15 protein-coding genes are annotated in these 12510 nt (G+C 55.5%); 11 read left to right on the top strand and 4 right to left on the bottom strand.

Annotation, left to right across the window (positions count from 1 at the left end; all coding sequences use genetic code 11):
• Positions 1-124: 124 nt before the first annotated feature.
• The gene (locus ACVBEG_RS09865; RefSeq protein WP_322215967.1) at positions 125-1444 is read right to left on the bottom strand and encodes a sigma-54 interaction domain-containing protein; all 1320 of its coding nucleotides are present in this window, start codon (positions 1442-1444) and stop codon (positions 125-127) included.
• Between the two features lie 238 nt (positions 1445-1682).
• On the opposite strand from ACVBEG_RS09865, the gene ACVBEG_RS09860 reads away from it, so the two are divergent.
• Together ACVBEG_RS09860 and ACVBEG_RS09855 are read left to right on the top strand one after the other, a co-directional pair.
• Complete coding sequence (locus ACVBEG_RS09860; protein ID WP_322215964.1) at positions 1683-2561, top strand: MBL fold metallo-hydrolase; 879 nt, start codon at positions 1683-1685, stop codon at positions 2559-2561.
• 139 nt (positions 2562-2700) lie between these two features.
• Positions 2701-3501 carry a sulfite exporter TauE/SafE family protein gene (locus ACVBEG_RS09855; RefSeq protein ID WP_322179446.1) on the top strand — a complete coding sequence of 267 codons (801 nt, stop codon included), beginning with the start codon at positions 2701-2703 and terminating at the stop codon, positions 3499-3501.
• Between the two features lie 72 nt (positions 3502-3573).
• On the opposite strand, the gene ACVBEG_RS09850 is transcribed toward ACVBEG_RS09855, so the two are convergent.
• A complete protein-coding gene (locus ACVBEG_RS09850; RefSeq protein WP_322179447.1) occupies positions 3574-4071 on the bottom strand; it encodes a PaaI family thioesterase in 498 nt (165 codons plus the stop codon).
• A 285-nt stretch (positions 4072-4356) separates the two neighbouring features.
• On the opposite strand from ACVBEG_RS09850, the gene ACVBEG_RS09845 reads away from it, so the two are divergent.
• The 4 genes from ACVBEG_RS09845 to ACVBEG_RS09830 all read left to right on the top strand — a co-directional run bounded on the left by ACVBEG_RS09845 (position 4357) and on the right by ACVBEG_RS09830 (position 6526).
• Entirely contained in the window at positions 4357-4683 is a 327-nt protein-coding gene (locus ACVBEG_RS09845) for a metalloregulator ArsR/SmtB family transcription factor (RefSeq protein WP_322179448.1), read from the top strand.
• Positions 4684-5209: 526 nt separating this feature from the next.
• Positions 5210-5644 carry a YeeE/YedE family protein gene (locus ACVBEG_RS09840; protein WP_322179449.1) on the top strand — a complete coding sequence of 145 codons (435 nt, stop codon included), beginning with the start codon at positions 5210-5212 and terminating at the stop codon, positions 5642-5644.
• A 2-nt stretch (positions 5645-5646) separates the two neighbouring features.
• A complete protein-coding gene (locus ACVBEG_RS09835; protein ID WP_322179450.1) occupies positions 5647-6066 on the top strand; it encodes a DUF6691 family protein in 420 nt (139 codons plus the stop codon).
• A 19-nt stretch (positions 6067-6085) separates the two neighbouring features.
• Entirely contained in the window at positions 6086-6526 is a 441-nt protein-coding gene (locus tag ACVBEG_RS09830; RefSeq protein ID WP_322179451.1) for an OsmC family protein, read from the top strand.
• A 37-nt stretch (positions 6527-6563) separates the two neighbouring features.
• Here the strand turns inward: ACVBEG_RS09830 and ACVBEG_RS09825 are convergent, their stop codons facing one another.
• Positions 6564-6800: a glutaredoxin family protein gene (locus ACVBEG_RS09825; protein ID WP_322179452.1), complete on the bottom strand. Its 237-nt coding sequence runs from the start codon at positions 6798-6800 to the stop codon at positions 6564-6566.
• A gap of 90 nt (positions 6801-6890) precedes the next feature.
• The gene (locus ACVBEG_RS09820; RefSeq protein ID WP_219060200.1) at positions 6891-8099 is read right to left on the bottom strand and encodes an ammonium transporter; all 1209 of its coding nucleotides are present in this window, start codon (positions 8097-8099) and stop codon (positions 6891-6893) included.
• A 356-nt stretch (positions 8100-8455) separates the two neighbouring features.
• Here ACVBEG_RS09820 and ACVBEG_RS09815 point away from each other — a divergent pair, with 356 nt between their 5' ends.
• The 5 genes from ACVBEG_RS09815 (at position 8456) to ACVBEG_RS09795 (ending at position 12197) form a co-directional block, all read left to right on the top strand.
• Entirely contained in the window at positions 8456-8770 is a 315-nt protein-coding gene (locus ACVBEG_RS09815) for a DUF883 family protein (protein WP_322179453.1), read from the top strand.
• Positions 8771-8775: 5 nt separating this feature from the next.
• Positions 8776-9162 (top strand): phage holin family protein, encoded by a 387-nt coding sequence (locus ACVBEG_RS09810; protein ID WP_322179454.1) that lies wholly within the window; start codon positions 8776-8778, stop codon positions 9160-9162.
• Positions 9159-9500, top strand: a complete 342-nt coding sequence (locus tag ACVBEG_RS09805; protein WP_447107637.1) for a hypothetical protein — start codon at positions 9159-9161, stop codon at positions 9498-9500. Before ACVBEG_RS09810 ends, ACVBEG_RS09805 begins: the two co-directional genes overlap by 4 nt.
• 120 nt (positions 9501-9620) lie before the next feature.
• Positions 9621-10784 carry an EAL domain-containing protein gene (locus ACVBEG_RS09800; RefSeq protein WP_447107636.1) on the top strand — a complete coding sequence of 388 codons (1164 nt, stop codon included), beginning with the start codon at positions 9621-9623 and terminating at the stop codon, positions 10782-10784.
• Between the two features lie 81 nt (positions 10785-10865).
• Positions 10866-12197 (top strand): deoxyguanosinetriphosphate triphosphohydrolase, encoded by a 1332-nt coding sequence (locus ACVBEG_RS09795; RefSeq protein ID WP_322179457.1) that lies wholly within the window; start codon positions 10866-10868, stop codon positions 12195-12197.
• The last annotated feature ends 313 nt before the right edge of the window (positions 12198-12510 follow it).

The following is a 12510-nucleotide window of genomic DNA, read 5'->3' as shown; positions in this document are numbered from 1 at the left end:
ATTTTTATTGTTTAATAACAAGCACTTAAATATTTAAGCACGAAGACGGCAGATGCCTTGACTGGTAAATATGCTGCCAATCTGCCATGGCGGCAGTGATTGGCAGTCATAGGCTGACATGTGGTCAGGCGAGTCCTTGTTCTTTCAGTCGTCTATACAAAGTACGTTCGCTAATGCCCATGTGCTTGGCCAGTTCGCTGCGGGTACCTTTGAACGTGGCCAGTACGTGTACCAGCGCGCCGCCCTCGAAAGGAGACTGGATAGAGACCTGAGGAGATATCGACGCTGGCGCTGCAGGCAAATGTACGCAGCGGATTACACCGTCGTCGGCGAACAGACTGGCTCTCTCCAGAACATTGCGTAACTCGCGGACATTGCCCGGCCAGGCAAACCGCTGCAATTGCGTCAAGGCATCGACCTCTATAGTCAGCCTGCGCTTGCCGGGGACTACCCGTTGCAGAATTGAATTGGCAAGCAAGCCAATGTCTTCGATCCGGTGGCGCAATGGCGGCAACTGAATCGGAAAAGCACTGATGCGGTAGTACAGGTCCTGCCGGAACTCACCCTTTTCCATCATTTTTTCGAGTGGCTTGTGGGTCGCCGCAATCAACCTGAAATTCGCGTGCAAGGTCTCGACGCTGCCGACACGGCGATAAGTGCCTGACTCGATCAGGCGCAGCAGTTTCACCTGCATCGCCAGCGGAACGTCGCCTATCTCATCGAGAAACAACGAGCCGCCCTGCGCCGTCTCGACTAAGCCCGGCTTGCGCGTGGTGGCACCAGTGAACGCTCCCTTTTCATGCCCGAACAGCTCACTCTCGAATAGCGTTTCGGTCAGCCCCGAGCAATCGACTACCACAAATGGCCCAGCGGCCCGCTCGCTGGTTTCATGTACCGCGCGGGCGAACAGTTCCTTACCTGTGCCGGACTCTCCCAGCAACAGTACCGGCAACATTGAGGGGGCCACCCGCTGCAACTCCGACAGGGCAAGGTTGAAGGCAGGCGATGAGCCGACCAGCCCCTCGTTACTGGGCCGCGCTGATGCGCTGCGAACCAGCTTGAGGCGTTCCACATAAGCGGTGATGACACCCTTTGCGTCTAGAATCGGGCGTAATTCGACTTCGACATGCTCAGGACCGCGCGGTGTGTGGTGGATATGCAAAACCCGGTCTGGAGCGCGCAGCTCCTGGGCTTTTTTCATCGGGCAATGCTCGCCAGCCTGATCACAAGGGACATCGTAATGGTGTGAAATCTGATAGCACTTGTGGCCGATAAAAGGCTTGTCGACACTGCCGAACTGACGCTGGTACGCGGTGTTGGCAGCCAGGATGTTGTATTCGGGATCGAGCACGATCATAGGGTCTGCTTCGTGCTCAAGAAACGAGACAAGTGATTGCACTTGGTCCCGGTGTGGGCCGTTTGGAGGGGGCAGGCTGCTGGTCATCATGGCTCCTGAGAATTCGCCCATACTGTTGTGGCACTGCCACCTATGTCAACAAACACTGCCAATGGCAGTTCCTTCTTGCTTTTGAATACGAAACCAGCCCATCAAAAAAAATATATAACCTAATAAAATCAATTAGATAAATTTATTTTAAGCAGTAATTTTAGTTGGCAGCTTTATTGCAGCTGTCAGCCCTTGGTGCGAGCGACTCGAATAAGAGCCCCTAAGGAGACAGATCATGACCGCAAAACTTCAGGTTGAAGGATTCTTCGATCCTGCTACCAGCACCGTCAGCTATCTTGTGCTGGATCTAACCACCCGCCACTGCGCCTTGGTAGACAGCGTGCTTGATTACGATCCTAAATCAGGCCACACCGCCACGATGTCTGCCGACAAGTTAATTGCGAGAGTGGCCGAACTCAATGCGAAGGTCGACTGGATCCTCGAGACCCATGTTCATGCGGACCACCTGACGGCAGCGCCGTACCTGAAGGAAAAACTCGGCGGCAAGATAGGTATCGGCAGCCAGATAGCGACTGTGCAGGAGGTCTTCGGAGCTTTGTTCAACACAGGTAGCGACATGGCCCGTGACGGTAGTCAGTTCGATCACCTGTTCACGAATGACGAGTCGTTCGCCATTGGCACGCTGCAATGCCGAACACTGCATACGCCAGGCCACACGCCGGCTTGCATGACGTATGTGGTCAGCGATGGTGAGGAAACGGCAGCATTCGTCGGCGATACCCTGTTCATGCCCGACTACGGTACCGCACGTTGTGACTTCCCCGGCGGTGATGCGCGCACGCTATTTCAGTCAATTAACAAGGTGCTGAGTCTGCCGGCCAATACCTTGCTGTACATGTGTCACGACTATCAACCTGGTGGTCGTGAAGTGCAATTCATCAGCACCGTTGCTGACCAGCGCGCGCACAACGTTCATGTCCGTAACGGCATCAGTGAGGAGGCGTTTGTAGCGATGCGCACCAAGCGTGATGCATCAATGGAAATGCCGACGCTAATCCTGCCATCGGTTCAGGTAAACATGCGGGCTGGACATTTTCCTGAGCCCGAAGCAAACGGCACACGCTATCTGAAAATACCGCTCAATGTCGCCTGACGTCGCCCGCAAAAATACCCATAACAACAATATTTTTAACGGAGACACCTATGTACATTCGCCACCTCGTACAAGGACTGTCGGTATCGGAGCAGATTGTGCCCCATCAGTTGGCAGAACTGAAAGCAAGGAGACTGAAATGCTTATAGTCTTGCTGCTCGGATTTACTGTTGGTGTCATTCTTGCTCTCACTGGCGCAGGCGGTGGAATACTTGCCGTTCCATTACTCGTTTTTGGCGTTGGATTGAGCATGGCCGAAGCCGGGCCTATCGGTTTGCTCGCTGTTGGATTGGCGGCAACCTTGGGTGCTGTGATGGGGCTAAAAAACGGCACCGTACGTTATAAAGCGGCGCTCTTGATCGCTGGAGCGGGGATCGTGTGCTCCCCATTTGGCCTTTGGCTGGCACAACGCACACCTAACCGCCCGCTGACGATCGTCTTTGCTTTTGTGCTGATGTACGTTGCATTTCGAGTGTTTCAACGATCATTGCCTGCTTCCGTCGAGTCAAAGACAGACGTCAAGAACAAGCCACCGCCCTGCCTATTGGACGCGAGCCGAGGCAAGCTAAACTGGACGGCTCCTTGTGCCTGGGCGCTCACAGTTTCTGGCATTGTCGCGGGTGGACTTTCTGGCTTGCTGGGTGTCGGCGGCGGCTTTGTCATGGTGCCGGCGCTCCAGCGATATACCGATTTGACAGCACAGTCAGTCCTGGCAACGTCTCTAGCCGTTATTGCACTGGTTTCAATCTCCGGAGTTGCCGCAAGCGCGGCGGCTGGACACTTGCAATGGGCAATTGCTTTTCCGTTTTCCATTGGCGCATTAGTAGGCATGATCAGCGGACGTCTGGTCGCCGCCAAGCTGTCGGGGCCTCATTTACAAAGAGGGTTTGCCATTGTGTCCGGCGTGGTTGCAGTCGCCTTGTTTGTAAAAGCTATTTAGCTGATCGAGTAGGTGACGGATTGCAAATCCGCCACCTACTCACACCGCACCTACGGCTTCTCGTACGGCGACTCAGATTACCGCTTGTGCTTCGGCCCTTAGTTTCTCAGTGCTGACCCTGACAAAGACAGAGTCGCCGATTACCGTCAAAACATCACCTGCCCAAACCTCGCAAATAATCCGTGACTTGCGCCCTACCTCTCCTTCAACCCATGCCTTCAAGGTGAGCTCGACACCCATCGGTGTAGGCTTACGGTAGGTGAGGTTCAACTGCCCAGTCACGCAATCAATGCGAGGTAATGTTCCAGGCTCCCGCCCTTCCGCACGATAGTGATAGGCCATCGCAGTCCAGTTCGAGTGGCAGTCTACTAACATTGCAATGAAACCACCGTAAACCAACTCTGGCCAGCCAGTAAATTCAGGGGCCGGAGTGTGTTTGCACACAACATGAACTCCGTCGGCATCCCAGTGGCTTTTTATGTGGAGACCGCTTGGGTGTGCGCTTCCGCACCCGAAACAGATGCCTTCCGGGGCCGCTTGATCTTGCAATGGAAGAACGTGGATAGTCATCGATTGTCCTTTTTTGATTTGCTATCGGATTGCCGAAGTTTAACTAACTGCTAGCGTATGAACATGAAGGATTGCAGCCTCTCAACCCATTTAAAAATATATAGACGAACCGCCATAGCCTAACTTATCCGCTCAGGCAACTATTGAGCATTTGCACCTTCGGCTCGGAGTATTGCTCTCTGATTCAGGTGCAGGAGCGGCCGTCCCCACAGTGCCTGATGATTAACAAATTGCACGACAATATACAACAATATATAGTGTATACGCATTAACTGAGAAGGCACAATGAACGCTCATATACCTGAACTAGACATCCAGCAACTGCGCGCCAATGCCGATGCTGCCAGCCAGCTTCTAAAGGCCTTGGCCAATCAGGATCGCTTGATGCTGCTATGCCAATTATCCCAAGGTGAGCGCAATGTCAGCGATCTGGAGTCACTGCTAGGGATACAGCAACCGACTCTTTCACAACAGCTGGCGGTGCTTCGCCGCGAAGGACTGGTGGAGACCCGTCGTGACGGAAAGCAGGTGTTCTATCGCATCAGTAGTCCCGCTGCACTGGCAGTCATCAATACTCTGTATCAACAATTTTGTGCCGAAAAAGCCTCCTGATGGCTCACCTTCACTCCGCGGTCATCCCGTGCGCCGCGCGGACACCCTGACAGCATCGAAAGGTGGTTAAGACGCTCAAACCTGTTGAGATCCCGAACGGTTACAGCGTCAACGCTGGTCCGGGGATCAATATCACCACCGCGATTCTGGGAGCGTTACTCATAGCCTATCTGGCCATTATGTGAGCAAAGCGCTGGTCTCCCTTCGTCGGACGGAACATTGCCCGTTGGTTGATTATGTCCCGGCGAGGCCTGCCAACTCTGCTTTATGCGCTTATCGCTCCTGCTTCGTCCGCTGATCCTCTCCAAAGCAATAACAGCACTTGCCAAGTACTATATAAAAAAATATATTGTTTTTGTCTTAATTGAGCGCTTTTATCATGATCGCCTTTGAAGCCCCCTAACACCCGTGGAACGACAGGTCTAGACGCTTTGCCATGGCAAGCAGACCGATTAAACATCAGCAGTCCGGCAGCGCCTGCCGCCACCCAGACTTTTTACCCACTATTCCGTGCAGGAAACGCGACATGAGCATTGACTGGTTTAACTTCACTCCCTGGTCGGCACTGGCAGGAGGAGCACTGATTGGGCTGGCGGCCAGCTTCTTTGTTCTCGCCAATGGCCGTATTGCCGGAATAAGCGGATTGCTCGGTAGCGTACTCCAGTGGGGCAGTGATGGCTGGGGCGAGAAGGCGATGTTTCTTCTGGGCTTGCTGCTGGCACCCCTGCTGTGGGGGCTGTTTGCCGCCTTGCCGGTAATCCAGTTTCAGACAGGCTGGTTCGGGCTGGTGTTAGCCGGCCTGCTAGTAGGCGTCGGCACACGTTACGGCTCCGGCTGCACCAGTGGTCACGGCGTGTGCGGCATCTCGCGCCTATCCCCTCGCTCCATCATGGCAACGTTGTGTTTTATGGCGGCAGGCTTTACCACGGTGTACGTAGCTCGTCATGTGTTGGGGGCTTGAATATGATCAAGTTGACTGCTTTTTTCTCTGGACTGATCTTCGGACTTGGCGTGCTGCTGGCAGGCATGGCAAACCCCGCCAAGGTGTTAGGTTTTCTCGACTTGGCCGGTGCCTGGGATCCCTCTCTAGGGCTTGTCATGACCGGCGCTATCGCAGTTGCGATCCTGCCACTGAACTGGGCCCGCAAACAGAAGCAGTCCCTGCTGGGTGCACCCATGCAGATACCGGTCAAACGTGAACTGGATTCCCGACTGATCGGAGGTAGCCTATTGTTCGGGGTCGGCTGGGGCATCGCTGGTATTTGCCCCGGGCCCGCAGTGGCGATTTTGCTCACTGGGCACTGGCAAATCATCGTATTCATGGGGGCCATGCTGGCCGGTATCTTATTGTTCTCAGCGCTAGAAAACCGCCGAACGAATTGAGCAAAGGAGCAACACGGACATGACCCTGAAAACTATTAGCGCCCACGGCACCCTCGGCTCAGGCTTTGCAATCGACGTGACGTGCGGTGAACACCGCGTCATCATGGATCAGCCCAAGCACGCGGCCGGACAAGATACCGGGCCTACGCCACTTGAATTGATTCTCGCCGCGGTTGCCGGATGCTTTGGCACGATTGGCCGCTTTCTCGCGCATCAGCGCAAAATTGAACTGCGCGGTATGCGCTTTGAAATTCAAGCTGATTATGACCCTGCGGGATTACTCGGACGGGATCTTTCTGTTCGACCGGGATTTCAGGCATTGCGAATACTGGTAGACATTGACGCGGATCTAAGCACTGAGGAAAAACTGGCGTTTTTGCACGAGGTTGAACGTCGCTGCCCGCTGGCTGACAACTTGACCCATGGAACTCAGTTACATAGCCAGTTGGTGATGTCTTGAGCGAAATATTTTTGATCGGGTATTTTTGTCGTGCGCATCACTGAAGGAACACCACCACTTGCTCTGCATCGAACGGCCAGTCCAGCTCGGCGCCAGTGTCCACGCGCCGCAGCACGGGAATGCGCAGACCGTAATCGTCCACCAGCGCAGCGCTCTCTCCAATATCGACCAGTTCGACCAGCAAACCATGCTCGACCAATGGCAGCAGTTCGGCTTCGGCGACTTCACACAGATGACACCCAAGGGTGCCTAGCAATTGGCATTCAGGAGGCATGAAGACACCTTCAGCATGGCGTGTAGAGAATTGAGAGTGGTAGCATTTTAGGCCGACGCGGATAACCGCGTCGAGCCCGAATCCGCAGCCTCAGTCCTGACTGACTGAACCGATTTTGTGGATCGACAGGTCGGCGCCGTAGTACTCCTGCTCCTGAGTCAATCGCAAGCCAATGATCATTTTGAGTGTGCCGTATACCAGGAACCCGCCAAGCAGGGCCACAACCACACCCAGCCCGGAGCCGATCAATTGGCTGATGAGGCTGACCCCGCCCAGCCCACCCAGCGCTGTTTGACCAAAGACACCACACGCGATCCCACCCCAGAGGCCGCACAACCCATGCAGAGGCCAGACGCCTAACACATCATCGATTTTCCAGCGCACCTGGGCCGCAGTAAAGCACCAGACAAACAGCGCTCCGGCGATAACGCCCGTGATCAAGGCCCCTACCGGATGCATCAGGTCCGACCCGGCACAGATCGCCACCAGGCCAGCCAACGGACCGTTGTGCAGAAAGCCGGGGTCGTTACGTCCCACAATCAACGCGGCAACCGTGCCACCGACCATTGCCATCAATGAGTTGACCGCCACCAACCCGCTAACACCTTGCAAGGTCTGGGCACTCATGACGTTAAAGCCGAACCAGCCAACGATCAGGATCCACGAACCCAGCGCCAGGAACGGAATGCTCGAGGGTGGATAGGCAACCAACCGCCCTTCCCGGTATCGTCCATTGCGCGCCCCTAGCAACAACACGGCCGCTAACGCCAGCCAGCCGCCCATGGCATGAACCACGACGGAGCCGGCGAAGTCATGAAAGCTGGCACCAAAACGCTCCAACAACCAGGACTGCAGGCCAAAGTTGCCATTCCAGACGATGCCCTCGAAGAACGGGTAGACAAAGGCGACAATTAATACGGTTGCACACAACTGAGGCGCGAACCGGGCACGCTCGGCAATACCGCCAGAAATAATCGCCGGAATCGCTGCGGCAAAGGTCAGCAGGAAGAAAAACTTCACCAGCTGATACCCATGATTTGCACTGATCACGGACGCGGGTTGTAAAAAGTTTACCCCGTAAGAAATCCAATAGCCTATAAAGAAGTACGCCAGTGTCGATACAGCAAAATCGCTGAGAATCTTCGACAACGCATTGACCTGATTCTTGTGCCGGACCGTGCCGACTTCAAGAAAGGCAAAACCGGCGTGCATGGCCAGCACCATCACCGCACCGGTCAAGATAAACAAGGTATTTGAGCTTTGGACCAAAGAGTCCACAGCGCTTTGTAAATTTTCCATGGAGGGCAGGCCTGCAATTCGTCAAAAAGCACCAAAGCGGGTCAAATGATCCTCGTCGTGCACCGAACTGGCGCCATGCATTGGCAGATAGGCGCAATGCGTGACCCGATTTGGAGCAGCCTACTTTTGAGGAAAAATTGTCGCTTGAGCTTTTTCTCAAGTTTTATGATGTAAGCGTAAGATCTGGGCACATTTGCCATTGTCTTCGCTCTTATTCAGCGCATCGCCCTCCATGGCGCACCATCTGGATGCAAAACCTGTACCAGCTGATCGATTTAATACGGGTGTGAATTGGAATGAACCTTCCGTAATCCCTTAGACTCGAAATACCATTAAGCCACTAGACGGAGATAACCATGGCTAGCAAAACCGCGCAGAGCGCTCAGGAAATATTAATGGCTGATTTTCAAACTTTGGTCAGCGACACGGAAAAGCTTCTCGCGCACACCGCCACGTTGGCTGGCGATCAGGCCGATGAATTACGGGGGCAGATTAACGACAGCCTGTTAAAGGCAAGGGAAACACTGCGCCTGACAGAAGAGTCCCTGCGCGTACGTGGTAAAGCGGCGGTAACGGCCACCGAAGATTATGTTCAGAGCAATCCATGGCAGTCAGTGGGTATCGCCGCTGGCGTCGGTTTCCTCCTGGGTCTTCTGGCTACAAGGCGCTGACGGCTATGGGCACGGAATCAGGTTCGTCATCGGCGGACCAACACTCGTCACCGCGGCGCTTGGGTGCCGCTTTTCTGGGCCTGCTACACAGTCACGTGGAATTGTTCGGCATCGAACTGCAGGAGCAAAAATCACGCACATTGAGCCTGCTGCTATTCGCCGGGCTGGCGCTGGTTTTTACACTGCTGCTGCTGATCGGGTTATCCGCTTTATTGCTGATCGTCGTATGGGATAGTTATCGCTTGGCCGGCATCATTGGTCTCTGTGTTTTCTATGCCCTGGCTGCGGTGTTCTGCGGTTTGCGTTTGAAAGCGGCGATCTTCGACGAATCGTCACCGTTCAATGCCACGCTCCAAGAGTTGGCCAATGATCGCGAGCGACTGATGCCATGAACCTGCCTGAACTGTCGCACACAGCCTCCCGGCGAGAACTGCGCAAGGCGTTGATTCGCTTGCGCATGGAAATGCATCGCCAGGAGATTCGTCACGAATCGAGTCAACTGCTGGAGCCGATACGCCGCGTACGCAATATGACGCAGGATTGGCAAGGCACGCTGGGCATTAAACACGCGCCTCTGTGGGGCATTGGCATCGTCACCCTGCTGGGCTTCCTCAGTGGCAAAGGAGCCAAAGGTGGCGGCGTCGGTGGTGTTACGCGCCTCGCAAAGCTGGGCGCAAGCCTACTCCCGCTGATAAAGCTCGCGTTACAAGGTTCCCCGCCTAAACGCTGAGTTGCCCCATCTGGCTGCATTCTTGCTAAGCACTCCAGCGCCTGCCACCTCATGGTCCTCCGTGGGGTGACAGGCTCTGCCTGCACGGCAAACAATTCCAAGATCTACTAAGGAGGCTCCGTGATCGACGGGCAACCGCTTGCCTGCTTTCAGCCGTTCATCGACACCGCTACTGGTCGCATTGCCGGCGTTGAAGCCTTAGGTCGCCTACGCCAGAGCGATGGTCGCCTTTTATCCGTTGGCCCCCTGTTTGCTGATCCCAAGATGTCTCCTGCCATCCTGCGCCGTCTAGACCGGGCGATCCGCGACAATGCCTTGAGCCGCCTGCATGAAGTGCCCAACGACTGGTTTCTAAGTCTGAATATTTCCCCACGCTGGATCAATCGCCTGCGACCGGGTCAACCATTGCCCAGCCTCAAGCAGCTGCAGAGCCATGGCGTGGCACCACAGCGCATCGTCTTCGAAATCACTGAGCTGGGCGGCAACAGCCAACGTTTGGCCGATGTTGTGGCGCGCTATCGGGAAGCGGGTGCGCGCATTGCTATCGATGACTTTGGGGCCGGCTATTCACAACTGGACCGGGTACTGGCGCTGCAACCAGACATTTTGAAACTGGACATGCGCTTGTTTCAGGCCGCCGCCCGGGGCGGCCACAGCAGTGATGTGGTCAAGGCACTGGCGCAAATGGCCGAGAAGACCGGCTGCTCGATTATCGCCGAAGGGGTGGAGACCGAAGCCGAACTGCATTTCGCCCTGGAGTGTGGCTCACGCTATGTTCAGGGTTTTTTGTTCGCCAAAGGTGAACTGGAGTTCTTTGCCGGCGATGCTTTCGTTCAGCATTTTGCTCAATTGCGTGACCGCTACGTGCTGCAAAAAGTGGCCGAGCGCGCCCGCCTGATGACCCTGCGCCTACAACTCAGCACGTTAATGAACCTGCTACAGAGTTGGGCCGAAGGGCAAGCCCCCCTGAGCCAGATACCTCAACTGCACGACTATCCGTGGCTATTGCGCATCTATCAATGCGATCGCCATGGCACGCAGCTCACACCGAATTTTGAATGGCGCAATGGAGTCTGGCAGGCTGATACCAGTTATCTGGGCCACAACTGGTCCTGGCGCCCGTACTTCTACCACTTGCTGGCAGAGGGGTGGGGTGAACGGCGCCTGACCCTGTCCAATACTTACCGCGACGTGACCAGTAACCAATATTGCCTGACTGCCGGACAGTTCTTCGAGAACGGCCAGTGCCTGCTGTTGATCGATATCGACGCCGCCGGTTTGTAATCACGGCGTTGCGACCAAGGCCCTTGCAGCCTATCGACTGAACCGGGAAGCTAGACGCAATCAATAGACGGAGTGAACGCCTTGGATTGGCAAACCCTGCTTAACCGCGAACGACTTGGCAAACCCATTTATAGCCCTGAAGAGCTGGGGCGCAGTCCTTTCCACAAAGATCATGACCGCATTATTTTTTCCGGCGCGTTCCGTCGACTGGGCCGCAAGACCCAGGTTCATCCGGTCACAAGCAACGATCACATCCACACTCGCCTGACCCATTCATTGGAAGTCAGCTGCGTTGGCCGCTCGCTCGGTATGCGGGTCGGCGAAATCATTCGCAGCGCCCTGCCTGACTGGTGCGAGCCAAGCGATCTTGGAATGGTCGTCCAATCAGCGTGCCTTGCTCATGACATCGGCAACCCACCATTCGGGCATTCAGGTGAAGATGCGATTCGCCACTGGTTTCTACAGGCCGCCGGACGTGGCTGGCTGGATGCAATGAGCGACGTCGAGCGCAACGACTTTCTCAATTTCGAAGGCAATGCCCAAGGGTTCCGGGTGCTCACGCAGCTTGAATACCACCAGTTTGAAGGCGGTACCCGGCTGACCTATGCAACCCTCGGCACCTACCTGAAATACCCCTGGACCGCGCGCCACGCCGACTCGCTAGGCTACAAGAAACACAAATTCGGCTGCTACCAGAGCGAACTGCCGATCCTTGAACAGATCGCACACAAGCTCGGCTTGCCGCAGCTTGAAGAGCAGCGCTGGGCGCGCCATCCGCTGGTGTACCTGATGGAGGCCGCCGATGACATCTGCTATGCCCTGATCGACCTTGAGGACGGTCTGGAAATGGACCTGCTCGAATACGCCGAGGTGGAATCCCTGCTCTTGGGCCTGGTGGGCGATGACCTCCCGGAAACCTATAGGCAGCTGGGGCCCAACGATTCTCGCCGCCGCAAACTGGCCATTTTGCGGGGGAAGGCCATCGAGCATCTGACCAACGCCGCCGCGCGTGCTTTTGTCGAACAGCAAGATGCGTTGCTGGCTGGTACCCTCAGTGGCGACCTGGTGGAGCACATGCATGGCCCCGCCAAGCGCTGTGTACTCGATGCCAAGGACATGGCTCGCAAGAAAATCTTTCAGGATAAACGCAAGACACTGCACGAGATCGGCGCTTACACCACCCTGGAAGTACTGCTCAATGCGTTCTGCGGTGCGGCACTGGAGCAATTCGGAGGGCGAACCCCTTCGTTCAAGCACCGGCGCATTCTCGACCTGCTCGGCAATAACGCGCCCGATCCCCACTGGCCTCTGCACACCTCGTTCCTGCGCATGATCGATTTCATCGCTGGCATGACCGACAGCTATGCCAGCGAGATGGCCCGAGAAATGACCGGTCTCTCCAGCCCGGTTTAACACCAGCAATCCAATGACCAGATGAGTGAACGCCCGGTCACTCATCTGGCTGCAGATCTGCGGTATGCCCGCCCACGTTGCAATTAAAGAGAGAGCCTACGCTCAGAACAGAAAAGCCCTATCGCTTGAGATACCGGGCTACCGAATAATTCGGCTCTGGTTCTTGGCCATTGCCGGCGAGAACACCTACCCACCTGAGGCCACTTGGCACCTTCGGCTCAAATCCAGGCTGTTCCCTGTCGGGCGCTCTCTTGAGTGAGCGTGAACCTGCCCCGCAGGTTTGATTTGCGCATGTGGCGCCGTCGCTTTTGCC

It is taken from the genome of Pseudomonas sp. GG8, assembly GCF_052976945.1.
Note: the sequence above shows the minus strand (reverse complement) of the source record. Positions and strands in the feature narration are given on the sequence as shown.